We start from the raw sequence: 26757 nt of genomic DNA on the forward strand, positions 1-26757 counted from the left end.
TTAGTACTGAGTATAGCGTACACAGTAGTAAGTTTAATTGTTGCTTGTAAAACTAATTACTCAGTATTTTGTACTGAATACTAAAATATTACATTCCAGGCATTCCACCTTTCATACCCCCCATCATTTGCATCATTTTTTTAGCTCCGCCCCCTTGCATCATCTTCATCATTTTGCTCATTTGGAAGAATTGCTTTAATAGTTGGTTTACTTCTGTAATGCTAGTTCCAGATCCTTTAGCAATTCTCTTTTTACGAGAAGCGTTAATGGTTTTAGGTTCTGTTCTTTCTAAGGGAGTCATAGAATTAATAATGGCTTCTATTCCTTTAAAAGCATCATCATCAATATCTACATCTTTTAAGGCTTTTCCAGCACCTGGTATCATTCCTACCAAGTCTTTCATGTTCCCCATTTTTTTGATTTGCTGAATCTGTCCTAAGAAATCGTCAAAACCAAATTGATTTTTAGCAATTTTCTTTTGCAATTTTCTAGCTTCTTCCTCGTCAAATTGTTCTTGGGCACGTTCTACTAAAGAAACTACATCTCCCATTCCCAAAATACGATCTGCCATACGATCTGGATAGAAAACATCAATAGCTTCCATTTTTTCCCCAGTACCAATAAATTTAATTGGTTTGTTTACAACAGATTTAATTGTTAAAGCAGCTCCACCACGTGTATCACCGTCTAACTTTGTTAAAACAACTCCATCAAAATTTAATAAATCGTTAAAAGCTTTGGCAGTATTTACAGCATCTTGTCCTGTCATAGAATCCACAACAAATAATGTTTCTTGTGGGTTTACAGCTTTGTGAATGTTAGAAATTTCTGTCATTAAAGCTTCATCAATAGCCAAACGACCTGCTGTATCTATAATAACGGTGTTCTTCCCGTTTGCTTTTGCATAGGCTATTGCATTGGTTGCAATTTCTACTGGGTTTTTATTTTCAACTTCAGCATATACTTCAACTCCAATTTGTTCTCCAACAACTTGTAACTGATTGATGGCTGCCGGACGATATACATCGGCACCCACTAATAATACTTGCTTTGTTTTTTTTGTTTTTAAGAAGTTGGCTAATTTACCAGAAAAGGTAGTTTTACCTGATCCTTGTAAACCTGCCATTAAAATTACGGTTGGACTTCCTGTTAAATTAACTCCAGCAGTTTCTCCACCCATTAAATCGGTTAATTCGTCTTTTACCAATTTAACCATTAACTGACCAGGGTTTAATGTAGTTAATACATCCTGACCAATTGCTTTTTCTTTAACTCTTACGGTAAATTCTTTTGCAATTTTAAAGTTTACATCGGCATCTAACAATGCTCTACGTACCTCTTTAAGAGTTTCTGCTACATTTACTTCCGTTATTTTTCCGTGACCTTTTAAAAGATGTAAGGCTTTATCTAGTTTATCTGATAAATTATTAAACATATGCTGTTATTTACTTTGGTTAAAGTTGAGGTGCAAATATACAAGAATCTGCCAACTTATAAAGGGTTTCTACCCAACAAAAAACCCTCCAAAATTGGAGGGTTAGAATTGTAAAACATAAAAACAAATACTATTTATTTCCCTTGAATTTAATGTAGATATTAGTCTTTACACAAAATGTGGGACTATAAAGTTAATGAATAACTCTCTTATTATCATTGATTTGTGTTAGGTTGCTCTGTTTTTTTAAATGTTAAAGCTGCGGAGTTTACACAATATCTTTTTCCGGTTGTTTTTTTAGGCCCATCCTTAAATAGATGACCTAAGTGGCCATTACAAACATTACAGATGATTTCTGTTCTAATCATTCCGTATTTTTTATCTACTAAAAAATCTATATTGTTGGCAATATGATTGTCAAAAGAAGGCCATCCTGTTCCCGAATCAAATTTTGTTTGAGAACTAAATAAGGGAGTGTTGCAAGCTGCACAATAGTAAGTTCCAGGTTTGTAATGTTTATTATACTCTCCGCTAAAAGCATATTCTGTTCCTTTTTGTCTAAGAATATGGTATTGTTTTGCTGTTAATTGTTGTTTCCATTCCGCATCTGTTTTTACAATTTTTTCTTGTGCATGTATATTGTTGATGGTTGCAAAAACAAAAAGAATAACCAAGTGTAAAAAGTGTTTCATAAATAAAGGTTTATTAATCTGTCGATTGTTGATAGGAATCATTACCTAATAACGTTTCAAATATTATCTTTGTGAGGAAATAAATACAAAAAAATGAATAAGATTATCTCCTCTATACTAATTGCTTCTTTTTTAACTGCTTGTTCTACAGTACCTATTACAGGTAGAAAAAGGTTAAACTTTGTGTCTGATGCTACGGTATTACCGACTAGTTTTTCACAATATGATACTTTTTTAAAAGAAAATAAATTATCTACCAATACGAGTAAAACTCAGGAAATTAAACAAATTGGAGCTAGAATTTCTACGGCTGTAGACAAATTTATGCGTAAAAATGGAATGTCTGCAGAGGCAGATAGTTACCGTTGGGAGTTTAATTTGGTAGAAGATGATCAATTAAACGCTTGGTGTATGCCAGGTGGTAAAGTTGTTTTTTATACAGGAATTTTACCTGTAGCTAAAAATGCTGATGGTATTGCGGCAATTATGGGACACGAGGTTGCGCATGCTTTTGCAAAACACGGTCAGGAACGTATGAGTTCTTCTCAAATTCAAGAATATGCTGGAGCAGCTGTGGCTATTGGTACTTCTACTCAAGATGAGAAAACGCAACAAATGTGGAACATGGCTTACGGATTAGGTTCTCAGTTAGGAATGTTAAAATACAGTAGAACACACGAAACGGAAGCCGATAAGTTAGGTTTGGTTTTTATGATAATGGCAGGTTATAATGGAGAAGAAGCGGTAGCTGTTTGGGAAAGAATGAAAGCTTTAGGAGGTTCTTCTCAGCCAGAATTCTTAAGTACACACCCTTCTAACGACTCTAGAATTAGTACTTTGCAATCTTTTTTACCAGAAGCTAAACAATTAGCTGCTAAGTATAAATAAGATAAAAAATAGTTTACAAGTAAAAGCCCAATTGAACATTTCAATTGGGCTTTTTTAATGTTTATTCTTTTTGAATATGGATGTAATAATTAAGGTCTACCTTTAAATCGTCTAGTTTTCCTTTTATTCTTTGCTTGTTATTTGCATTAGGAGTTATCCAAATTTCTTGGTTTTTTAGGTATACTTTAACGGGAATAGAAAAATTAGCGACTGTGTTTTCCCATTGGTAAGTAATTGAATTTCCATCTTGTCTTAAAATCAGTTTTGGAATTTTAGTGGTGTTTAAATATTGATGAAAGAAGGGGGTAAGATCAATTTTTGTTTTGGTATTGATAAAATTGATAATCTCTGTTCCGCTAACGGTTTTGTGGTAAAATGTTTTGTTTAAATCTATTAATATAGTTCTCCATAAAGTATCGTTGTTTATTATTTGCCTAAGTGTGTGGAGCATTAAACTTCCTTTAAAATACATATCTCCACTCCCTTGATTGTGAACGTTGAATTTTCCAATAATAGGCTTGTTGTTTTTAACAAAGGGTTTTAGACCTTGCACATAATCATTGGCAGCCTGTGTTCCGTAATAATAATCAATATATAAACTTTCTGCATAGGTGGTAAAAGATTCGTGGATCCATAAATCGGCAACATCTTTACAGGTAATGTTATTGGCAAACCATTCGTGTCCAGACTCGTGAATAATAATATAATCAAACTCTAAGCCCCAAGGAGAAAGTCCCATTCTTTTTCCCAAATACCCTTTTTGATAATGGTTTCCATAACCAATACAACTCTGATGCTCCATTCCTAAATAAGGAACTTCTACCAACTTATATCCATCTTTGTAAAAAGGATAAGGTCCCATCCAGTATTCAAATGCTTTTAACGTTTTAGGAACATCTTTAAACTGAATTTTTGCTTTTAAGTAATTAGAAGAGAGTACATAATAATCGCAAGTTAAGTCTCCGTTTAAGCCTTTATAAGTTTCGTTAAAATGAGCATAATTAGCAATGTTCATGCTAATTCCATAATCGTTAATAGGATTATTTACCTGCCAAGTATAAGATGTTGTGTTGTTTTTATTTCTAGTAATTCGGGTACATTTTCCGTTAGAAACATTGATAAGTGGAGTAGGACAGGTTACCGTTATTTCCATGCTTTCTGCTTCATCAGCAGGATGATCTTTACATGGCCACCAAACACTAGAACCAATGGATTGGTTGGCTGTAGCAATAAAATGATTGTTATGTGTGTCTTTGCTCCAAATAATTCCGCCATCCCAAGGAGGATTTATAGTTTCTTTAGGTTTTCCGTGGTAGTAAATAGTGATGTTTTCTGTGTTGTTTACTTTTTGCTTTTTTGTAAGATTTACAAAATAACTAATTCCTGTTTTTGTATAGGTAAGATGTATTTTGTTTTGAAGAATAGAATCGATAATTAAAGGAGCTTGCAATTCAAACTGAAGCGTTTGATGTGGTCTTAGAATTTTGTAGGTAATGGTATTGCTACCTAAGATTGTTTTGGTTTCTGGAAATACAGAAATGTCTAAGGTGTATTTAGCTACATCCCACCAGGCACGGGTATTAGTAATGCTACCTCTTAAGGAATCTTGTTTGGTAAAGCTGTTTTGTGCTTGTAGACCAAAACTAATAAGAATAAGTAGAAAAAAGCTTTTGTACATAATTGTGTTATTAGTTAAAGTGATTACAATCCTCTAATCTAAAAAATCTATGCTATATATACTTCAATAAAAAAGACAAGTTAAGGGCTAGCCCTTAACTTGTCTTTTTTGCTGTGAAAACTTAAAAATTAGTTTACCTCTGGAATTAGATGTGTAGGAATATTTAACACTCCATTATGTGCTCCTTTTGCAAAGTTACTAATGTTGTAGGTATTGGCTTTAGACCAATCACATTCTATTCTACCGTCTCCTAATACAATGTTTCCTAGTCTATTTCTAAACCAGTCTGCTAATTTTCTGTATTCTTTATCTGTAGCAATATTGTTGTTTTCTAAAGGATCCGTTCTTAAATCATATAAGGCTAATTCTGCTTTTTCAACAGGACAATTTAAAGCCCATTTGATATTTTCGTTAGGAGCTGATTTTTTTTGAGGTCTTGTTCGCATAGAAAAAGAAAAATCTTTAGATCTAATGTAAGCTCTGTGTCCTGCAATTAAACTAATTTCTCCTACAATATAATCTCTTTTTTGTTTTGGAGAATTTAAAGTTTCAAACAAACTAATACCATCTAAATAGTTGTATTCTTTAGAAGCAACATTTACTCCGCCAGAAGTTAATATAGTAGGTGCAATATCTACATATTCTACCATGTGATTATTTACCACTCCAGCAGGAACTTTAGTTTTGTCTGATGAAACCATAATAATAGCTCCTTGGGTAGATTGTTTCCAAGGTGTAAATTTTGCTTCAATTCCTTGTTCTCCTAGATGCCATCCGTGATCTCCAACGGTAAATACAATTAAATATTCTTGATTGTGTTCTTTGTTGTATTTTTTAAAAGCTTCTACAGCATCACCAATTAAAGAATCTCCATATGCACAAAAAGCATAGTAATCTTGTATGGCTTGTAGCTTGTCTTTTTCATCCATCTCATACATGTTCAAGTTTTTGTAGTATCTCATCATTTGAGGAGTAAACTTGTCTAGTTGCTTTCTATTGAATTCAGGAATGTTGTATTTTGTTTTTTTGAATTTATCTCTAAACTCTTTAGGAGGTAATACAGGAGTGTGTGGTAAGTGAAACCCTAGATTTACTAAAAGTGGTTTTTTACTGTCGGCACCTTTTACGGTTTTCCCCCATGTGGTTTTGTAATTTTTATCGGCATTGGCCAAGTAAGACTTTAATTCGTATACCAGTTTTCCATCTACAGTTTCTCCGGCAGGCATTGGGTTTTCACCTCCAAAAATTAAGTTTTTGTTATAACGCTTGTAACCTCTTAAAATTTCGAATTTCTTTTCTACTTGTGCTCTTTTTTCTAAATCTTCAGATGTTAGATTTCCATTCGCTCTCTTTGTATAGTAGCTTATCATTTCTCCATTAGGAAGTTTAGCTGTTTCTTGGGTACCTAATTTTTTCCATTTTCCGTTTTTATCATAAACATCATGTCCCCATAAATCACCTATGTTGTTTTTTTGTAAATCGTGTTTAAAGTGAACTTTAAAGTTATAGAGGCCAGCATCACGATAGCCTTGTCCAGGTCCCCATTTAAATATATAAGAATCTCCTTTTCCAAAAAGAGCTGTTTTGTAACCTTTTGTTTGCAATGTTTGTAAAAAAGAGGGTTTTACAAAATCAGGATTTTGATGTGTTAACTCAAAAGCATAGTGTCCGTTTCTAAAAGGATAACGACCGCTAACTAAAGAACCTCTAGAAGGTCCACAGGCAGGGGAGTTGTTATAGCTGTTGGTAAATAGAACTCCTTCGCTAGCTAATTTATCAATATTGGGAGATGAAACGTATCCAATAGAACTTTCTTTTTTTCCTGTAGTAGCTTGGTTATAACATTCCAAAGCATCTGCTCTGTGATCGTCTGTTATAATCCATAAAATATTGGGTTGCTTTTGTGCGTTTACGTTTAAGGTAAACAAGGCACATAGAATTAATGATTTTACTATCGTCTTCATTGTTATTAAATGTTTTAAGAGAAGTAAAAATAGGACTTAATTTCTTTTAAATATTGACTTTACAAGAGGTGTTAAGTTAATGTCTAGTCGTAAAATGACTGATTGTATGCAGTTCTAGAAAGAACGGATAACTTATTCAGAAAGTTTATATGTTGTTCCTTCTTGTTTAAAGTTACTTCCTAAATAAGCCCCTTTAAATTTGTAGTAATTCTCTTTAATAGCCGTAATTTTTACTACAAAAGGAATACTATCTAATTTGCTTGTAGGATTTACTTTTCTAAGTTCGTACTCAAAGTTAGATTTCCAATGGATGTCAAAAGTATCTACTTGGTTTCTGTAGCTTTCAATCTGAAATTTTTCAGTTCTGTAAAAAGAAGAACTGTCTTTTCTTTCTCCTAAATAGGTTTTAAAAGATCCTGTTTTAAAAGATAAAATATCCGTTGAGTTTCCTGAAGAACAAGAAACCACAACGGATATACATATAAGGTATAGAAATCTCATAAGTCTAGATTCCTGTGTAATTACTAGGAGTAATTACTTTTAATTCATTTTTAATTTCATCAGAAACCTCTAAAGTGTCAATAAAGTTAGCAATAGTTGTTCCTGTAATTTTTTCGTTTACACGAGTCAATCCTTTTAAAGCTTCATAAGGATTTGGGTAAGCTTCTCTACGTAAAATAGTTTGAATAGCTTCTGCAACTACAGCCCAATTGTTTTCTAAGTCTCTAGCAAAAGCATCGCGGTTAATTAATAATTTACCTAATCCTTTTAAGGTAGAAGCAAAACCAATTAAAGTGTGTCCAAAAGGAACTCCAATATTTCTTAAAACAGTAGAATCTGTTAAATCACGTTGTAATCTAGATACAGGTAATTTAATAGCTAAGTGTTCAAAAATAGCATTTGCAATTCCTAAGTTTCCTTCAGAGTTTTCAAAATCAATAGGATTTACTTTGTGTGGCATTGCAGAAGATCCCACTTCTCCTTTTTTAATTTTTTGCTTAAAGTAGTCGTTAGAAACATACGTCCAAACGTCTCTGTCTAAATCTATAATAATAGAGTTGATTCTTTTTACAGCATCAAAAATAGCAGCCATGTGGTCATAGTGCTCAATTTGAGTCGTAGGAAAAGAGTGGTGTAAACCTAATTTGTTTTCAACAAAATCAGTACCAAAAGATTTCCAATCAATATTTGGATAGGCAACATGGTGTGCATTGTAGTTTCCTGTAGCTCCACCAAATTTAGCGGCATGAGGAACTTGCTTTAACAAGTTTACTTGTTGGTTGATACGTTCTACAAAAACTCTAATTTCTTTTCCTAAACGCGTAGGAGAAGCTGGTTGTCCGTGTGTACGTGCTAACATAGAAACATCGTCCCATTCTGTCGCCAATTCGTTTAATTTAGTAACTACGTTTGCTAATTCAGCATCGTAAACTTCATCAAACATATCCTTAATAGATAAAGGAATAGCTGTGTTGTTAATATCTTGAGAAGTTAATCCAAAGTGGATAAACTCTTTAAATGCTTGTAAGTTTAAAGCATCAAATTTTTCTTTAATAAAGTATTCAACCGCTTTTACATCGTGATTGGTAACACTCTCAATATCTTTAATTTTTTGAGCATCAGCAGTTGTAAAGTTTTTGTAAATAGCTCTTAATGCCTCATATAACGAAGCATCAAACTCTTCTAATTGAGGCAAAGGAATTTCGCATAAAGCAATAAAATACTCAATCTCAACTTTAACTCTATACTTAATTAATGCTTCTTCAGAATAATAAGCAGCTAAAGATTCTACTTTTCCTCTATATCTTCCATCAATTGGAGAGATGGCATTTAAATTTGATAAACTCATTTCTTTTTAAATATTTAAGGGACAAAAGTACATTAAAATAAGAAAAGTTAAAAGATGTTTTTTAGTATACTTTAAACTTTGTAATTTCAATTTTTTATATCGATAAAATACTAGGCAAACACTAGCCTAATCAATAGTTAATAATTAGGTGTAAACCTTAAAAATTTGTTTAAATGCAAGTAAAAAAGAGTTTCTTTTTGTTGTTTTTGTTACCAATGATTGTTTTTGCTCAAAAAATAAATCAATTTGATGCTCAAGGAGAAAGACATGGTTATTGGGAAAAAAGTTACGATTCTGGTAGAATTAAATATTCCGGAAAATTTAATCACGGTAAAGAAGTAGGAATTTTTTATTTCTATGAAAATAAAATCATCAACAATCACCCTGCAGTTAAAAAAATATTTAGACCCAATTCTGAAGTTGTAGATGTTATTTTTTATGACATTTACGGAACGTTAAAAAGTGATGGTCAAATGATCCACAAAAAAAGAACGGGACTTTGGAAATATTACGATGGGAAAAGAAATATTATTCTAACAGAAGAATATAAAGATGGACAATTACATGGAGAACGTATTGTTTATTTTAAGAATGGGAAAAAAGCAGAAGAAAGCTATTATGTAAATGGAAAGCTAGATGGAGTTTCTACCAGATACTCTCAAAAAGGAGTTGTGTTGCACGAAATGACTTATCAAGATGGTTTGCTACACGGAAGAACCAAGTTTTACGAAACTAATGGAGACATTAAAGAAACCGGTTTGTATTACAAAGACTACAAAGTAGGAAAGTGGGATTTCTATATTAAAGGAGAGTACATGGGATTCAAAGTACCTAACAAACAGAGATTGCATCCTACCAACGAAGATATTTTAGCCAATATAGAAGGTAAAAAAGAAAAGCCTAGAGTGTATCCTAAATTGTCCGATGAAGCTATTTTAGAAAATATAGAAAGAAAAAGAGAAAAAGAACCCACGTACCAACCTTTGTCTGATGATGAAATTCTTAAAAATATTCAAGGAAAAAAAGGAGAAAAAAGAACCTATTCTAAAGTAAGTGATGATGCCATTTTAAAAAGTATTTCCGCTAAAATGGAAGACAAAATAAAAGAGTACAAAAGACTTGATGATGCTTTAATTTTAAGAAATATAAAGCTAAAACAAGAACAAGAAGAAAGAAATAAAATTAAAAAACTAACAGACGAAGAAATTTTAGAAAATATAGAAAAAAAGCAACAAAAAGAAGCTGCTTTGTTAGAGGAATCTAAATTGTCTGATGAGCAAATTCTCGAAAATATTAGGAGAAAAAAAGAAGCCACAAAGAAAGAATAAATAATAAAAAAGGAGTTTGTCTGTACAGATAAACTCCTTTTTTTTTGAACATCTGTTAAGGATGTTAACTCTTATTTTTATACTATCTTTGTACTCTCAATTTTTTGAATATGAAACGTGTAGTAGTTGGTCTTTCAGGAGGAGTAGATAGTAGTGTAGCCGCATATTTATTGCAGCAACAAGGATACGAAGTGATTGGTTTGTTTATGAAAAACTGGCACGATGATTCTGTAACTATTTCTAATGAATGTCCGTGGTTAGAAGACAGTAATGATGCTATGTTGGTAGCAGAAAAACTAGGAATTCCTTTTCAGGTAGTAGATTTGAGTAAGGATTATCAAGAACGTATTGTGGACTACATGTTTAATGAATACGAAAGAGGAAGAACTCCAAACCCTGATGTGCTTTGTAATCGCGAAATTAAGTTTGATGTGTTTATGAAAATTGCACTAGAATTAGGAGCCGATTATGTTGCTACAGGTCATTATTGTCGTAGAGGAATTGTTCAAAGTTCTGATGGGAATGAAGTTTATCAATTAAAAGCAGGAGTAGATAACAACAAAGACCAATCTTATTTTTTATGTCAATTGTCACAAGAGCAATTGTCTAAAGCTTTATTTCCTATAGGGGAATTAACCAAACCCGAAGTAAGAGAAATAGCCAAAGAATTAGATTTGGTTACAGCAGATAAAAAAGATTCACAAGGATTGTGTTTTATTGGGAAAGTAAGATTGCCTGAGTTTTTACAACAAAAACTACAACCTAAAGAAGGGGTAATTGTACAAGTTGCTAAAGACAATGAAACATATGTAAGAGAAATTCCAAGGTTTGCAAATAAAGAAGAAGAATTGGCTTTTTACAGTCAAAAATACAGCTACACCATAAACAGTGGAAAAACAGTAGCCAAACATCAAGGAGCTCATTATTTTACCAAAGGACAGCGTAAAGGTTTGGCTGTGGGTGGAACCCAGGAACCTTTGTTTGTCATAGAAACCGATGTTAAAGAAAATGTGATTTATGCAGGTGAAGGAAAACAACATCCTGGCTTGTACAGAAAAGTATTGTTTGTAAGCAATGCAGAATTGCATTGGATTCGCGAAGATTTAGCTTTGGAGCAAGGGGAATCTATGGAGGTTTTAGCTAGAATTCGTTACCGTCAACCTTTAGAAAAAGCAACATTGTACCAAACAGAAGGGGGAATGTATGTTGAGTTTGAAAATCCACAATCGGCCATACAAGAAGGACAATTTGTAGCCTGGCATTTAGAAGATGAACTTTTAGGATCGGGAGTAATTGCTTAATTTTAAGAAGTAAAACAAATCTAGATGAAAAAGTTTGTGTTTTTGATGTTTCTATACGCGGGCTTTGTTCAAGCTCAGCAAGAAGTTCAAGAACACGCTTGGGTGTATTTTAAAAATAAACCTGATGCTGTTTATTTTTTACAAGCTCCTCATTTAATGCTAAGTCAAAAAGCATTGGACAGAAGAAGTAAACAAGGTTTAGCTCCTAACGAGCAAGATGTACCTTTGTGTCCAGATTATGTTTCGTCCGTAGCTACTGGTACAGGAATTACGGTAAAAGCAAGATCTAAATGGTTAAATGCAGTACATGTATTGGGTACAGAATTCGCAATTTCCAATCTTCAAAATTTAACAGGAGTTGATTCTATTCAATTTGCGAATAAAAATATAAATGCTATCCAATCATCTACTACTGTCTCTCAACAAAAAAAATCAAAAATTAATCAACTTAAAACCATTGCTAGTTATAGTTATGGAAATGCAACCAACCAAACTACAATGTTAGGAGTTGATACTTTTCATAACGCTACTTATGAGGGACAAGGTTTACAAATAGCCATTATAGATAGTGGTTTTTTTGGAACAGATACAGCAGGTGCTTTTCATCATTTGGTAGATGGAGATTTTAGTAACGGAGAAATATTGGGAGGACATAATTATGTAAATAATACTACAGATTTTTATGCTCAAACAGGTTCTACTCATGGAACGCAAGTACTATCTACTATAGCAGGAGTGATAGAGGGTGAATTTGTGGGAACAGCACCCAAAGCAAGTTTTTATTTGTTTGTAACAGAAGATGTTGATCATGAAACTCCTTTAGAAGAAAGTTTATGGGTACAAGCTGCTGAAAAAGCAGATAGTTTAGGGGTTGATATTATCAATACTTCTTTAGGATATAGTGAGTTTGATGAAAGTAAGTATAATTATACTTATGCCGATATGGATGGAAAAACAACTTTTATTTCTAGGGGAGCAACTATTGCTGCTCAAAAAGGAATGATTGTGGTAAATTCTGCAGGAAATTCAGGAAATGACTCTTGGAAATACATTACAGCCCCAGCAGATGCTGATGGAGTAATTTCTGTAGGAGCTGTAGATACAAATGAAAGTGTAACTGCTTTTTCTTCTTATGGACCTACAGCAGACAATAGAATAAAACCAGAAACTTTAGCGCAAGGAGGTGATGTTTTTGTAGTTGAAGAAAACAATACTGTAGTCGCTAGTAATGGTACTTCTTTTTCGGGACCCATTATTTCGGGAGTTTCAGCTTGTTTGTGGCAAGCTTTTCCAAATAAAACGAGTGTTGAAATTCGTCAAATGATCATCGAAAATTCAGAAGATTATTTAAACCCAACTGCTCAAGGAGGTTATGGAATTTTAAGAATTGGACATTTAGCATCACAGTTAACATTATCACCTGTGAAGGAAATAGATAAGGCTCCTTTTTATCTTCTGTTTTTAAACCATTCAAAAGTCATTCAGTTTCAGTTTTACAAACCACAAACCGAAGTTTTAAAAGTGGAACTATTTTCTGTAACAGGAAGGGTTTTAGAGCGTAAAGAAATAAAAGGGAATTATAATCAGGTAGATATTAGCAGTTATGCTAACGGACTTTATTATTTAAGATACCGTTATCAGGGTAAAAATCAGATAATGACTTTATACAAGATTGATTAATGCAAAACAATAGAATTACAGAGTTATTTGGCATAGAGTATTCCATCATTCAAGGAGGAATGGTGTGGGTAAGTGGTTACAAATTGGCCTCGGCAGTAAGTAATGCAGGAGGTTTAGGATTGATAGGTGCAGGTTCTATGTATCCAGATGTTTTTAGAGAGCACATTCAAAAATGTAAAAAAGCCACAAACAAGCCTTTTGGAGTAAACCTTCCATTAATATATCCTGATATAGATAAAATGGTAGCCATTGTAATAGAAGAAGGAGTTCAGGTGGTGTTTACATCGGCAGGAAATCCCAACACATGGACTTCCAAATTAAAAGCACATGGAATTACAGTTGTGCATGTAGTTAGTAGCATAAAATTTGCTTTAAAAGCACAAGAAGCTGGAGTAGATGCTGTAGTTGCAGAAGGTTTTGAGGCAGGAGGACATAATGGTAGAGAAGAAACTACTACTTTTACCTTAATTCCCATGGTGAAAGAACAAATTAGTATACCGTTAATTGCAGCGGGTGGAATTGCAAGTGGTAGAGGAATTTTAGCGGCTGAGGTTTTAGGAGCTGATGGAGTTCAAATAGGAAGTCGTTTTGCCGTGAGTGAGGAATCATCAGCACATATTAAATACAAAGAATTAATTACAGAATTACAAGATGGTGCTACACAATTAACGTTTAAAGAATTGGCACCTGTAAGAATTGTAAAAAACAACTATTATCAAAAATTATTAGACTTGTATAAAACGCACCCTACTAAAGAAACTTTACAAGTTTTTTACAATGAGGCTAAGTTAAAAACAGGGATTTTTGAAGGCGATGTAGTGGATGGAAAAATAGAAATAGGTCAGATAGCAGGGTTAATTCACCAAGTGCAATCTATTAAAGAAATAATGTCGGACATGATTACAGAATATCAAGCCGTAAAAAAACAATTAAATTAAAGAAAATGACAAATAACGATGTGTTTAGAAGGTTAAAATATGCGTTTAACTACAATCCAGAAAAGATTATTGTTTTTTTTAATCATGTAGGGATTACAGCAACTAGAGAAGAGGTTTCTGTTTGGTTGGCAAAAGATACAGAAGAAAAAGAAAATTTATCATTGTCAGATGAGCAGTTTGCCAATTTTTTAAATGGGATGATTATTGATTATAGAGGAAAAAAAGACAATCAAATTCCGGTAGCAGAAAAAAAACTAGATAATAATTTAGTGTTTAAAAAACTAAGAATAGCTTTAAGTTTAAAGGATACCGATATTTTAGATTTGTTAAAATTAGCAGGTCTTAATTTTGGAAAGGCAGAACTTACGGCCTTTTTTAGAAAGCCAGGACATCAACATTATAAGGAGTGTCAAGATCAAGTATTAAGAAACTTTTTAAACGGTTTGTTTTTAAAAAATAATCCCAAACCTAAAAAGTAAAAAATTATCTATTAAAAATAAGTGAGATGAAAAAATATCTATTTGTTGTTATGTTAAGTTTTGGGTTGTCTGTTTTAGCAGTAAATCCAGAGCCTGTAAATTGTACAGAATTATTGGCTGTTAATTTTGAGAACAAAACGATAGAAGGTTTTGTACCTGCCCAAATAGATAAAAGAAATAAGGTGTTAATGGTAGCCAAAAGATTAAAAACGGCAGCTGTTAGCACTGTGTATAAAGGAGCTAAACAAAATGTTTATGTAGTCTTAAATTCTTTACAAGAAACAGATGGAGAGTCTACCTACCGTGTAAGTATAAATGGAAAACAAATAGGTGATGAGGTTGTAAATACTAGAATTTACAATGCCGGTATTAAAGAATATACGGTAGAAAAACACCGTTTAAATACCAAGAAAATTTGTCTTAAAAAAGGAGATGTTATTCAGGTTACATTTACCAATGCAACCAACGGATTTGTACCCGAAGGAAACTTAACGGCTACAGCCAGAGGGAGATGGAAATCTATAGAACTTTGCAAATAGTGTATTCACAAGCACAAAATATGTACATTTAAGAAATCAACTGTTTTACATTCAACCTATTTTTGAAAAAAACAGTCCCCATGATTTTAAAATTACTAAAACCTCTTTTTTATAATATTGTATTCTTTGTAGCCCCTTTAGGTTTGTATTCTCAAACCTTAGAAGAAACAGCACAGTCAAAAATTACAGAACTAAACGCATTAATTTCCCAGGCAGAAACGGAGGGAATCAATGCACTTGCCGAAAAAACAACGGTAAGAACTGCAGAAATATTTTTAGAATATGCCAATTGGGATGAAGCAAATGTGGCAATGAACACAGATTTGTTTGCTTTGGTGACGGCCTATAAAGACAATTCATCAGAAATGGCCAATTTACTGCCTAATTTTGAAAGAAATGATGTGATTAGCATGTTAGATGAATCTATCGATTTTTTAACCAAACTCATCAATAAAGAATATACAAGAAGTACGGCTCCTGCTGTAGATTGGACTCAAGTAAATCACACCAATGATCAGTTAACTTTTAATGGTAAACCTGCCTTTGTAGCAGATTATACATGGAAACCTAAAACTGATTTGTTAACAGAATATCATGGGAATCAAGATGGATTTTTTTTAACCCCCTCTTATGTTACTGATGAAAACGGAACGATAAGATCAAGCATTATTAATGATTTAAGTGCTAAAGAATCAGGGGCAATTGGATTTATATTTATAAACAACAAGAATGTACCTTCTTGGTCAAAAACTAAATATGGAGAAAATTTTGAAATGCGTACAGATACCTATACTGGCTACGATATAGATCATCCTGGAGCTAAAGAAATGATGGGGCATTTAATTGCAGGGACTGTTCCTTATATGGCCAATCAAAAATATTCGGAATTAGGTTATATGTTGTGTAACGAACCTCACTTTTTTACTCAGAAAACGGGAGATAAATTAGCATGGGCATCTGGACCGGTATCAGATTATACAATTGATAAATTTAAAACTTGGCTAGCAAGTAAACACACAACTATTGCTAGATTAAATACCTTATGGGGAACAAGTTTTGCCTCTTTTAATGAGGTAGCTATAGAAATTCCTATAGACACAAGTCTTAAAGGAACTGCTATGTGGTACGATTGGGCTTTGTTTAATATGTACAGAGTTACAGAATGGTATCAGTTTTTAAAAATAGAAATTAGAAAATACGATGCTGATGCCAAAGTACACTTAAAGATTATGCCTAATTTATGGACAGATAATCAAAGAATTCACGGTATAGATTTAGAAGCTTTAACCAATTTAAGTGGTATTGTAGGAAACGACTCTGGAGCTGATTATAGACATATGTGGAAAGATAATTTGGAATGGCAAGAGCATTATGGTTTTGATTGGAGAGAACTTTGCATGGGCTATGATTTTATGAAATCTATAGCTCCCAATAAAATTAATTACAATACAGAACTACATTATTTATCTACAGGAAGATCTAGAGATTTGTATATGAAGCCTGCTTATGCTAGGGCTACCTTTTGGTTAGCACATACTTTAGGGTTAGATGCAAGTCAAACTTGGTTTTGGGCAAGAAGAGAAGATGGTTCACCAAGAAATGGTTTGGCTGTAGGAAATGGTTATGCGGGATCTAACAATCATCAACCTAGAGTTACCAATGAGGTAGCTTTAACCATGTTAGATTTAAATGCACATTCAGATATCATCATGAAAATGCAAAGACAAAGAAAACCAATCCGTATATTTTATTCTAAAACTTCTGCAATTAACAAAGCAGAGCATATGGATGATTTATTTCATTTGTACGAAAAATTACATTTTGATGGAGTTTCTCTTGGGTTTGTAACTAAAGATGTTCTTACCAATCAAGACAATTCTTTATGGGATGTAGTTTTAGTTCATAATAATGAGTACATCACTCCAAAAGAACAAACTGCTTTACAAAACTATTTAGACAACGGAGGAACTATTATTACAGATGCAATTAGTTTGACAAAAAATGAATATGGAGAATCTGCAATTACTCCTTTAAACACCAATAATGGTGGAATGTTACTTACCGCTTCATCATTGTCAGATTATAAAACAAAAGCTTTTACTATTTTGGATTCAAAGAATAGTTTGCCAGAGATTACGGTAACAGAAACAAATGAAAATAGTATAAAAACTTGTGTTTGGAAAACCGTAAAAAATAACAAAGGAAATACGGTTTTGTCTATTGTAAATTTAGGAAATACAAATGCTAATGTATCTATTGCATTAAAGAATGTACAAGGACAAACAGAGATGCTTGATTTGTTAAAAGGAGTTGCTATAGATACCACTCAGGTATTGGAACCTTATGAAATGTTATTTGTAGAACTTACGGATTCTGCGTTAACACAAAGTATTGTACCTAAAAGTCCTTATGGTTTTGAAAACACCAATGTGTTTTGGTCTAGTGGAGGACATGATGTTACTGTGGCAGGGAATATTGTAGATGCGTGGACACAGAATGCAGGATTTACTCAAACATCTGAAAGAGCTAAAGAAGGAACGTATAGTATGAAGTGTGATTTGGTTGCTACAGCAGGAAGCAATCCAAAGTTGCAAACGTGGAGAACAAACACTAATAAAGAACATGAATTTACTACAGAAGTAGCGGATTATGATGTGAAAATGTGGGTATATTTAGAAGGAGATACCCCAAGTGGTGTTAAACTTTCTTTAGATAGTCAAGCTGCAAAGCCTCAAGTTAATTTTGATTTTACAACCCTAGCTAAAAATCAATGGGTACAAGTTGAGGCAACTAGTAAACTTACATCTGCCGAAGCTATAGAAACCAATTGGTTTTCTTTTGTAATGACAGGTTTAAAAGCAACTCCTAGTGCAGGGAGTAAAATTTATTTTGATGAAATTACAGTTCAAAAATCGAATTCTTTATCGGTGAATAAAACCGTTTTAGAGGGAGTTCAAATCCATTCAGAAAATAAACAAATACGTGTTTTAGCTCCTGCAAAGAGTAGTGTTTTAATTACTAATATGTCTGGAAAAGTAGTGTTTCATCAACAAGAATTAAAACAAAATACAGTAAGCACTCCATTTTTACCAACAGGAGTTTATTTGGTTAAAGTAGTAAGTCAAGGGAAATCTACGCTAAAAAAAGTACTAGTATCTAGCTAATTACTTGCTAGTAGTTTTAATGTTTTAAATCTACTATAAACTATTGTTTAGTTCGTTTTAAAAAGTAAAAATCCTTAGTAGTAGCTATTAAAATGAATGTACATTTGCATCGTTTAAAGTTTAAACTAACACTAGGATTTATTTATGAAAAAGGAATTATTACCCTTGGCTTTAGGAGGCTTGTCTATTGGTACAACAGAGTTTGTAATGATGGGTTTGTTGCCAACTATTTCAGAATATTTTAACATTACCATTTCAGAAGCAGGTGGATTTATATCCTTATACGCATTGGGAGTGGTTATTGGAGCTCCGTTAATTGTATTCCTTTCTGGACGATTTTCGTCTAAGAATATATTAATAGGCTTAATGATTTTGTTTACCCTTTTTAACTTATTAAGCGCTTTAAGTCCTAACACTACGTTTATGTATATTTTCCGATTTTTATCGGGATTGCCACATGGAGCTTTTTTTGGTGTGGGTTCTATTGTTGCTAGTAGATTGGCTAAAAAAGGAGAAGAAGCCAAAAATATATCAATGATGTTTGCGGGTTTAACTATTGCTAATTTAGTAATGGTGCCTTTAGGAACTTTTTTAGGTCAGGCATTTTCTTGGAGAATTACCCTTGGTATTGTTGCCTTTATAGGATTGATGACTTTACTTTCGTTATTCTTTTGGTTGCCTAATTTACCGATTAGAAAACAAACCGATATTAAAGGAGAATTGTCTTTTTTTAAAACTAAAGAAGCTTGGATTATTACTTTAATGACCGCTATTGGTACAGGAGGTGGTTTTGCATGGTTAAGTTATATAGCTCCTTTAATGACTAAAGTAGCAGGTGTTTCTGAAAACTATTTAATGGGAGTAATGATGCTTGTAGGTTTAGGAATGTTTGTAGGAAATATTATAGGTGGTAGATTGGCAGATAAAATATCTCCTATAAAATCTTGTATTGTTTTGTTTGTAGCTATTAGTGTTAATTTATTATTGATGTTTTTATTCGCACAATATTCAATTATTGCTTTGATTTTATGTTTTACAGGAGGTGCTTGCTTTTTAGCTTTAGGTGCTCCTATTCAGATTTTAATGATAAAAACAGCGGGAAAAGCAGAAATGGTTGCAGCTGGAGTTACGCAAGCAGCATTTAATGTAGGGAATTCATTAGGAGCATTTTTAGGAGGAGTTATTTTAACCTTTGGATTTGGTTATAAATATCCGTCTTTATTAGGAGCAGTGTTAGCCTTAATAGGGGTTGGCTTTACCTTGTTGCTCTTAAAAACAAAAAAGTCTAGAGCTGTTTAAAAGTAAATACAGTGAATAACAACAAAGCCTAGCAGTACTGCTAGGCTTTGTTGTTTTGTATAGAAAATGAGTTATAAATTGATAGGAACTCCAAAATAAAATTCTAATACTTTAAGTTTAAAAATATAATCATATTTAGCCTTAATTACATCTGTTTCGGCATTTATATAACTGGTTTTACTTTGGTTAAACGTAAATGAATCCAAAGCCCCTACATTAAATTTTTCGGTTGCATAGTCATAAGCAAGCGTTCTGGCCTCTAAAGCCTTTATGCTTGCTTCATAGGTTTTTAAAGCTCCTTTGGTATCATTAAAAGCTTGGTATACTTTATCTCTTAAATCAAACTGAGTTTGTTTTAAATTTAGTTGTGCTTGTTCTAATTGTAGTCTAGATTTTTTAACTGCATTTTTTGTTTGAAATCTATTAAAAATAGGGATGCTTAAACTCAATCCAAAAGAATGTCCTTTGTTGCTGTCTATTTGAGTTTTAAAATCAGGAGAATTAAATAATTCTGATGTAAAGTAACTTGTATTAAAACCATAGGAACCGCTTAGGGTTGGTTGATATGCTCCTTTGGAAATTTTTATATCATTTTCTGCAATTTCAATCGCAACTTCCGATAGTTTGATGTCGTTTCTTACCGTTAAAGATTGTTTGTAAATAGCTTGTGGACTGTTAGAGGTAATGTCTGTAGGAATTAATTCGTAAGTGTCATCAGCAATATCAAAAGCATCAAAATCTTTTAGTACCAATAAATTAAATAAACTTAGTTTAGAAATTAGAATATTGTTTTCCATGTTTACAATAGCCTTTTCTTGATCGGCCAGTGTTGCTTCTATTTCTAAAATATCTCCTTTAGGTTTTCTACCAGCTTTTACCAATTCTTTGGTTCTTTCCACTTCTTTAACGCTTAGTTCTTGTTGAATTTTTAAGGCTTTAAGAGATTCTTTGTTGAATAAAATTTGTAGAAAAGCATTGCATACATTTAGAGAAATATTATCCTTCATATCATCTAACTGATATTGTTTAGATAACAAGTTTAAGTTGGATTTATGTAGCTGTTTTATGTTTCTCATTCCATCATACAAAGTAATATTAGAACTTAGACCAAACCCAGTGCTTTGTGTGGTGGCAACTACGTTTGTATTGGTAATAGGGTCTGTGTTTAAACCTGTTCTCCAAGAATGATTGACATTGGCATTTAAATTTGGTAAAAAGTTTCCTTTTGAGGTTGATACATCAATTTTAGCAGCTTCTATTTCTAGTTCAGATTTTTGAATGGTAATGTTGTTTTCCAAAGCATAAGCCACACATTCCTTTAACGTCCATTTTTTGGTTTGAGCGTTACTAAGACAAGTACATAGAATAAGGGTGAGTAATAATTTTGTTTTCATGTGCTTATTTTTTCTTTTTAGAATAGTCAGACTCTTTTCCAGTTACCTGATTCCAAACTTTAATTTTATCATCCTTAGAAATGCCTTCTGTAATTTCTACATTAATTCCATCAGAAATTCCTAGAACTACATCTTTACGTTCAAATACTTGATTTTCGGTTTCTATTTCTAAGTAAGGTTTTTCTGTTTTTCTATCGTATTGAATTAAAGATTCTTTTACGGCTAAAATATTTTCTTTTTTGTCTAAAATTAAGGCTGCATTGGCACTGTACCCTGCTCTAATATTTACATTATCTGATAAGTCTAAACTAGCTTTTATTTTAAATAACACAGCACCTTGTTCATCTATTCCTTTTGGAGCAATAAAAGTTAAGTTGGCCTTAAATTTTTGAGTGTCAATAGCACCAATAGTAACTTCTAGTGTGGTGTTTTCTTTTAATTTTCCTACTTCGGCTTCATCAACTTTTCCTTCAAAAATCATTTTCTTTAAATCGGCAATAAAAGCAATAGTAGTACCTGCGTTAAAGTTGTTACTTTCTATTACTTGATCTCCTTGTTTTACGGGAATTTCTAAAATAGTTCCAGAAATGGTTGCTCTAATATTGGTGTTTGCAGACGAAGATCCGTTTGCAGATCCTAACTTTATAATTTGATAGTCTTTTTTTGCGTTTTCTAAATCTTGCTTAGCTTGATTGTATTGTAGTTCAGCAGTATTAAATTCTTGAGTAGCAATAATTCCTTTGTCAAATAACTGTTTGTTTCGGTTGTATTCTTTGGTCATGTTTTCTAAACTAAGTTTGGCGTTTATAACTCTACCATTGGCACTGTTTAAAGACTGCTCGTTGGGAACAACTTTAATTTTAGCAATTAAATCTCCTTCTTTAACATACTTCCCTTCTTCCACAAAAATTTGTTCAATAATTCCAGATATTTGAGGTTTAATTTCCACTTCATCTTCTGGAATAACGGTTCCTGTAGCTACCGATTTTTTTTCGATAGTGGTGATAAAAGGAGTTTCTGTTTTAAATTCTACGGCAGATTTACTATTCTTATCTATAAAATATTTAATAACGAAACCGAAAATTCCTAGTAAGACTAGAATGATGATGATTCTGATTGTTTTTTTCATGGCTTTGTATGTATGTAATTTCTTTTGTTAACTGTTTAATGCTTCTATTGGGTTTACTTGCGTGGCTTTGGTTGCAGGTATTAATCCTATTAGGGTTCCTAAAATCACTAAAATTCCTACGGATATAAATATAATAGGAATGGATACAGATGGATTTACCAAAACTGCATCTTCTCCTTGTCCCCATATTTTATCAATAACAATTAAGACCAATCCTCCTCCAAAAATTCCCAGAAAACCAGCAACTAAGGCAAGCGTTACAGCTTCTAGTATTATTTGTCTTTTAATCATTAATGGGGTTGCTCCAATAGCTCTTCTTATTCCAATTTCTTTGGTACGTTCTTTAACCGTGATTAATAAAATATTTCCAATAGCAAATACTCCAGCAATTAGTGTTGCAATTCCTACAAACCAGGTTAAAAATTGCATTCCGGTTAAGAAACCATTCATTTTTTCAAATTCTTTTCCAAGGTTAAAACCACCAATAGCACGTGTATCTTCTGGATGAATGTTGTGTAGGTTTTTAAGTAGTAGTTTGGTGTCTATTTCTACTTGTTTAATATCGCTATCACTTTTACCTGTCACCATCATCATTCCAATATCCTGACCGGTATTGTAAATTTGTTGAAAGGTTGTAAATGGAATGTGAATATCTGAAGTCATTCCAATATTCCCGTTTTTAAAAACTCCAATTACAATAAAATTTATCTGATTGAGTTCTAAGTTTTCTCCTATAGGGTTTTCTTTTTTATCAAAATATTGTTTATAAATTTCCTCGGAAATAACAATTACTTTTCTCTTTTCTGTAATATCTGTTTGGTTGATGAATCTACCTAGGGTAAGATTTTTTTTCTGCACTTTATCTAGCACCGGAAAATCTCCATTAATAGTAAAATCTCCCGATTGAAAATTTCTAATAATGGTACCGTTTCTTCTATTTCTAGGAACTACAAATTCAATTCCGTTAATTTCTTTTTTAATGCTTTCAACATCGTTTAAATTTAAGAGTACTCTTTTTCCTTTTTGAAAACCTTGAAAAGCTTTTTCTGTGGACTGTCCCCAAATAAAAACACTATTGGTGGCAAAATCTCCAAACAATCTGTTAAAAGAATTTTCCATTCCTCTTGCACACCCTAATAGCGTAACTAACAAGAAAATTCCCCAAGTAACTCCAATAACCGTAATAAAGGTTCGCATTTTGTTTTTGCGAACACTCTCGTATATTTCCTGCCAGGTATCTCTTTCAAATAAAAACTTCATATGTTATTCGTCTCTTAGTGCTACAATGGGTTTTATTCTAGAAGCCCTTTTGGCAGGCACATAACCTGCTATACAACCAGAAATAACCAAGGTAATCATAGCTCCTATAATAATAGAAGTATCTACACTTGGATCTGTAATAAAATATTTTTCTAAACTGTTTCCTATTAATTTTACGGAGCCAAGACCTATTAAAATTCCAGCATAACCCGCAATAGAGGTAATGGTGATAGATTCTAATAAGATTAACGCTACAATAGATTTTGGAGAAGCCCCTAGTACTTTTCTAACCCCTAACTCTTTTGTACGTTCACTAACCACATAAATCATAATGTTGCTAATTCCTACAATTCCAGCAATTAGAGTTCCAAAGCCAATAAAAAAGATTAATACAGTTAAAACCATCATCATCATGTTGGTTTTTTTAACAGATTCTGCAACGTTTCGTACCCTAATTGCACTTTGATCGTTTGGAGAAATAACCAGTAATTCTTTTAATTGAGTCTGTAACGATTCGCTAAAAGCAACTACCTCTGGGTAGCTCATGTTTTTATTGTAGGTTAAAGATATTTGATTGACATAATCGTTATTAGCATATAAGGTTTGGGCTGTACTTAATGGAATGTAAATGATTCTTTCGGCATTGTCATCTCCTTCTTTGCTAAAGACTCCCACAACCTTAAAATTAATGCCTTGTAGGTTGATGTATTTTCCAATGGCATTTTTGGTTTTAAACAAATCGTTTTTAACCAATTGTCCTATAACAGCTGTTTTTTTGTTTTGATGAATGTCGCTAATGTTTATAAAACGACCTTCACTTAATTTATAGGTATCAATAAATTGATCATCGGGTAAGACTGCATTTATAGCATAGTTGTTTTTGTGATGCTGATAACTAACATTAAAATTCTTATTGATTTTAGAAGATAAGTAGTCAACTTTGTTTCCATTAATATCTTTAATTGCTTTAGTTTCTTTGTTGCTTAAATGTATTTTTCTTCCTGATTTTTTTCCTTTGTAAGGAATAGAAGTTTTACCAGAATAAATATGAATTGCGTTTGGAGTGTTGTTTACAAAAAAACTAGAAAATGTATTTTGGAGTCCGTTTGAAATTCCAAATAGTAGCGTGAATATTAGAATGGCAAAAGTAATGGTAAAACCAGAAAGGATACTTCTTAATTTGTTTTTACGAATGCTTTGGAAAATTTCGGACCATAAATCTCTGTCAAACATATTTTTATACGTTTACATTAGATTTTACAGCATCATCGCTCATAATTACACCGTCTTTTAACCTAATAATTCTATTGGTTTGTAAAGCAACATCTTCCTCGTGTGTAATAATAACAACCGTCATCCCTTCTTTATTGATGTTTTTTAACAACTCCATTGTTGTTTGCGTTGTTACAGAATCTAGTGCACCTGTAGGCTCATCAGCTAAAATAATTTTAGGTTGTGTAACCAAAGCTCTAGCAATGGCAACACGTTGTTTTTGACCTCCAGATAATTCGTTAGGTAGGTGAGTGGCCCAAGGTTTTAAGCCCACTTTGTCTAAATATTCTAAGGCTATTTTTTGACGTTCTTTTTTGTTGTATCCTCCTTTGTAATACAAAGGTAGCGCAACATTTTCTACCGCTGTTTTGTAGGAGATTAAATTAAAAGATTGAAAAATAAATCCGATAAAGTGATTTCTTAATAATGCAGCCTTGGTTTCGTTTAAATCTTTTATGATTTCATTGTTTAATTTGTAAAGTCCCTCATCATGAGTATCTAACAAACCAATAATATTTAAAAAAGTAGATTTTCCAGAACCAGAGGAACCCATAATAGAAATAAACTCACCTTCTTTAACATGAAGATTAATTCCCTTTAGTACGTGTAAAGAATCATTCCCTACTTTGTAAGATTTGTGTAGGTTTTCTATCTGAATCATAGTGTTTATTTTTCAGTACTAAATATAATCATTAATTAACATTTATAGCTGTTTTAGGGCTACGAATCTATTTGTTCTGGGTTAGGATTGTTTTTCCATGTCCAAGCAATTTTTATAATGATTAGCAATGCAATTACCTCAATACTAGCACAAATTAAATAGTGGGGGAGTAAACTTCCTCCTCCAATCACAAAAATGATGGTTATAAAACCTGCAATCATATTCAACTTACGGTTTATAGAAAAGCTTAAAGATTTAGAAAAATAAATCATTAAAATGGGAATGTTGGTAAGAACGGCTGCAATTGCCATGGTAGAGGTTACTTCTCCTAGAATATCATCAAGTGTATTTTTATTGACAAGCTCTACCATAATAGATAAAACATCGGCAAACAGTAAATTCATCATTACTATAATCCATAAGGTTGATAGTTTGTTTTGTGTTTTCATAGGTTTAGTTTTAAAAATTATAACCAAAATGCAATTCAGGTTCTCCAAAAAAGAATTTAGAATATTTACGGTCTTGTGCTTTAAAAGAATTGGACATTTGGGTGTGGTATGGTCTGTGTGTTATAGCTATGGAAGGTTCTATAAAAAAACTGTTTTTAAAAAGTTTAACATGATAACCTAATCTATAGGTGTTAAATATTTGAAAACCTTTGTCTATTTTAGTTCCTTCGGTATTTACAAAAGATTGCCAAGCACTCATTACATGAACTCCGGTATACAATCCTTTCCACCAAAAATGTTGGTAAGCCAAAGCAAATCCTTTTTCACGAATATAACCTGGAAAGTTTTCATTGGGATCTTCAAAAGAGTCACCATATGGAAGGCCTAAAGGTTGATGGTATTTCCAAGTCTTAAGTTCTATAGAAACAACATCTTTTTCGGTTATACGATAACCAATGTTGAGCTGTATAAAATCTGGCTTTTCATCGGGAAATAAGTTTCCTAACATAGCAAAGGTACTTCCAACAAAACATTCTTTGTAGTTAAGGTCTTGTTTATGGTATTGTGCTGATACGTGCAAAGTGCTAAAAAAAAGAAATGCGAGAATAATGTTTTTGTTTTTCATAAAAATAGAATTTAATATGAGAACAAAAATAAATTGAGTGTGAGGAAAGATTCATTCACTTAAGGTAATAAAGAATCTGTTTTTTAGGTTATTTATCTACCAGTCTTTTTCTAATTCTACTTAAAGATTGTGGAGTAAGCCCTAAGTAACTTGCTATTTGGTATTGAGGAACTCTTTGTAATAAATCGGGTCTGGTATTTCTTAAATGCGTGTAACGATCTTCTGGGGTAGCCATTTTATAGTTCACAAATAGCTCTTGTTGTTTTTCTAGAATAATTTCTCCAAGAATTCTACAAACAGATTCAAACTCTGGATGTTTTTGAAACATTTCCGCTTCATGCTCAGGAGAATTTACATTTACAATGGTTTCTTCTACACATTCTAAATATTGTTCTGTGGGAATTTTTTTGCCATAATTTTTAGGAACTACAGGTTGTCCTTCCGTATAGAATTCAATTGTTTTTTCATCACCATCTTTAAGTAGATAGGATCTTAAGCAACCTTTTAACACAAAGAAACTTTCGTTAGCAATTGTATCTTCTTTTAAGATTAGCGTTCCTTTTTTATATTTTTTTATGTTAGAACTATCAAGAACAATCTTTTCAAGTTTTTCTGGCAAGTCCATGTGACTCGAAATGTAATTTACTAATTCTCTTTTCATTTAAATCTAACTTTGGCTTTAGTACTAGTCTATTTAGATTTTAAAGATACTTAAAAACCCTTTGCGGTAAGC

General features: G+C 32.4%; 23 protein-coding genes. 9 read left to right on the forward strand and 14 right to left on the reverse strand.

Features of this window, described 5'->3' with window-relative positions:
• Window positions 1-88: 88 nt before the first annotated feature.
• Window positions 89-1435, reverse strand: a complete 1347-nt coding sequence (gene ffh, locus GGR97_RS13110; protein ID WP_167898981.1) for a signal recognition particle protein — start codon at window positions 1433-1435, stop codon at window positions 89-91.
• 215 nt (window positions 1436-1650) lie between these two features.
• Window positions 1651-2127: a peptide-methionine (R)-S-oxide reductase MsrB gene (msrB, locus tag GGR97_RS13115; RefSeq protein ID WP_167898982.1), complete on the reverse strand. Its 477-nt coding sequence runs from the start codon at window positions 2125-2127 to the stop codon at window positions 1651-1653.
• 93 nt (window positions 2128-2220) lie between these two features.
• Between msrB and GGR97_RS13120 the strand changes: the two genes are divergently transcribed.
• A complete protein-coding gene (locus GGR97_RS13120) occupies window positions 2221-3015 on the forward strand; it encodes a M48 family metallopeptidase (RefSeq protein ID WP_167898983.1) in 795 nt (264 codons plus the stop codon).
• Window positions 3016-3076: 61 nt separating this feature from the next.
• On the opposite strand, the gene GGR97_RS13125 is transcribed toward GGR97_RS13120, so the two are convergent.
• The 4 genes from GGR97_RS13125 to purB all read right to left on the reverse strand — a co-directional run bounded on the left by GGR97_RS13125 (window position 3077) and on the right by purB (window position 8506).
• On the reverse strand, window positions 3077-4693 hold the full coding sequence (locus GGR97_RS13125) for a M1 family metallopeptidase (protein ID WP_167898984.1): 1617 nt from the start codon (window positions 4691-4693) through the stop codon (window positions 3077-3079).
• Between the two features lie 128 nt (window positions 4694-4821).
• Window positions 4822-6657, reverse strand: a complete 1836-nt coding sequence (locus GGR97_RS13130; RefSeq protein ID WP_167898985.1) for a sulfatase-like hydrolase/transferase — start codon at window positions 6655-6657, stop codon at window positions 4822-4824.
• Between the two features lie 132 nt (window positions 6658-6789).
• Window positions 6790-7158 carry a hypothetical protein gene (locus GGR97_RS13135; protein ID WP_167898986.1) on the reverse strand — a complete coding sequence of 123 codons (369 nt, stop codon included), beginning with the start codon at window positions 7156-7158 and terminating at the stop codon, window positions 6790-6792.
• Between the two features lie 4 nt (window positions 7159-7162).
• Window positions 7163-8506: an adenylosuccinate lyase gene (purB, locus tag GGR97_RS13140; RefSeq protein ID WP_167898987.1), complete on the reverse strand. Its 1344-nt coding sequence runs from the start codon at window positions 8504-8506 to the stop codon at window positions 7163-7165.
• Between the two features lie 173 nt (window positions 8507-8679).
• On the opposite strand from purB, the gene GGR97_RS13145 reads away from it, so the two are divergent.
• The 8 genes from GGR97_RS13145 (at window position 8680) to GGR97_RS13180 (ending at window position 19234) form a co-directional block, all read left to right on the forward strand.
• Window positions 8680-9834 carry a hypothetical protein gene (locus GGR97_RS13145; protein WP_167898988.1) on the forward strand — a complete coding sequence of 385 codons (1155 nt, stop codon included), beginning with the start codon at window positions 8680-8682 and terminating at the stop codon, window positions 9832-9834.
• 110 nt (window positions 9835-9944) lie between these two features.
• Entirely contained in the window at window positions 9945-11135 is a 1191-nt protein-coding gene (mnmA, locus tag GGR97_RS13150; protein ID WP_167898989.1) for a tRNA 2-thiouridine(34) synthase MnmA, read from the forward strand.
• A gap of 24 nt (window positions 11136-11159) precedes the next feature.
• Window positions 11160-12815 (forward strand): S8 family serine peptidase, encoded by a 1656-nt coding sequence (locus GGR97_RS13155; RefSeq protein ID WP_245229507.1) that lies wholly within the window; start codon window positions 11160-11162, stop codon window positions 12813-12815.
• Window positions 12815-13753 (forward strand): NAD(P)H-dependent flavin oxidoreductase, encoded by a 939-nt coding sequence (locus GGR97_RS13160; RefSeq protein WP_167898991.1) that lies wholly within the window; start codon window positions 12815-12817, stop codon window positions 13751-13753. Before GGR97_RS13155 ends, GGR97_RS13160 begins: the two co-directional genes overlap by 1 nt.
• 5 nt (window positions 13754-13758) lie before the next feature.
• The gene (locus GGR97_RS13165) at window positions 13759-14232 is read left to right on the forward strand and encodes a YehS family protein (protein WP_167898992.1); all 474 of its coding nucleotides are present in this window, start codon (window positions 13759-13761) and stop codon (window positions 14230-14232) included.
• Between the two features lie 26 nt (window positions 14233-14258).
• Window positions 14259-14771, forward strand: a complete 513-nt coding sequence (locus GGR97_RS13170) for a hypothetical protein (protein ID WP_167898993.1) — start codon at window positions 14259-14261, stop codon at window positions 14769-14771.
• 80 nt (window positions 14772-14851) lie between these two features.
• Window positions 14852-17935, forward strand: coding sequence for a T9SS type A sorting domain-containing protein (locus GGR97_RS13175; RefSeq protein ID WP_167898994.1), 3084 nt, complete (start codon window positions 14852-14854; stop codon window positions 17933-17935).
• A 144-nt stretch (window positions 17936-18079) separates the two neighbouring features.
• Window positions 18080-19234: an MFS transporter gene (locus GGR97_RS13180; RefSeq protein ID WP_167898995.1), complete on the forward strand. Its 1155-nt coding sequence runs from the start codon at window positions 18080-18082 to the stop codon at window positions 19232-19234.
• 71 nt (window positions 19235-19305) lie between these two features.
• Here GGR97_RS13180 and GGR97_RS13185 read toward each other — a convergent pair whose 3' ends face one another.
• The 8 genes from GGR97_RS13185 to GGR97_RS13220 all read right to left on the reverse strand — a co-directional run bounded on the left by GGR97_RS13185 (window position 19306) and on the right by GGR97_RS13220 (window position 26685).
• Window positions 19306-20628 (reverse strand): TolC family protein, encoded by a 1323-nt coding sequence (locus GGR97_RS13185; protein ID WP_167898996.1) that lies wholly within the window; start codon window positions 20626-20628, stop codon window positions 19306-19308.
• A gap of 4 nt (window positions 20629-20632) precedes the next feature.
• Complete coding sequence (locus GGR97_RS13190; RefSeq protein WP_167898997.1) at window positions 20633-21757, reverse strand: efflux RND transporter periplasmic adaptor subunit; 1125 nt, start codon at window positions 21755-21757, stop codon at window positions 20633-20635.
• A gap of 27 nt (window positions 21758-21784) precedes the next feature.
• Window positions 21785-23017 carry an ABC transporter permease gene (locus tag GGR97_RS13195; RefSeq protein WP_167898998.1) on the reverse strand — a complete coding sequence of 411 codons (1233 nt, stop codon included), beginning with the start codon at window positions 23015-23017 and terminating at the stop codon, window positions 21785-21787.
• 3 nt (window positions 23018-23020) lie between these two features.
• Window positions 23021-24250, reverse strand: coding sequence for an ABC transporter permease (locus GGR97_RS13200; RefSeq protein ID WP_167898999.1), 1230 nt, complete (start codon window positions 24248-24250; stop codon window positions 23021-23023).
• 4 nt (window positions 24251-24254) lie between these two features.
• Window positions 24255-24950: an ABC transporter ATP-binding protein gene (locus tag GGR97_RS13205; RefSeq protein WP_167899000.1), complete on the reverse strand. Its 696-nt coding sequence runs from the start codon at window positions 24948-24950 to the stop codon at window positions 24255-24257.
• Between the two features lie 59 nt (window positions 24951-25009).
• Window positions 25010-25399: a DUF6326 family protein gene (locus GGR97_RS13210; RefSeq protein ID WP_167899001.1), complete on the reverse strand. Its 390-nt coding sequence runs from the start codon at window positions 25397-25399 to the stop codon at window positions 25010-25012.
• 10 nt (window positions 25400-25409) lie between these two features.
• Window positions 25410-26024 carry a hypothetical protein gene (locus tag GGR97_RS13215; RefSeq protein WP_167899002.1) on the reverse strand — a complete coding sequence of 205 codons (615 nt, stop codon included), beginning with the start codon at window positions 26022-26024 and terminating at the stop codon, window positions 25410-25412.
• Window positions 26025-26112: 88 nt separating this feature from the next.
• Window positions 26113-26685, reverse strand: coding sequence for a Crp/Fnr family transcriptional regulator (locus GGR97_RS13220; protein ID WP_167899003.1), 573 nt, complete (start codon window positions 26683-26685; stop codon window positions 26113-26115).
• Between the last annotated feature and the right edge of the window lie 72 nt (window positions 26686-26757).

Source organism: Wenyingzhuangia aestuarii (assembly GCF_011927765.1).
Taxonomy (GTDB): Bacteria; Bacteroidota; Bacteroidia; order Flavobacteriales; family Flavobacteriaceae; genus Wenyingzhuangia; species Wenyingzhuangia aestuarii.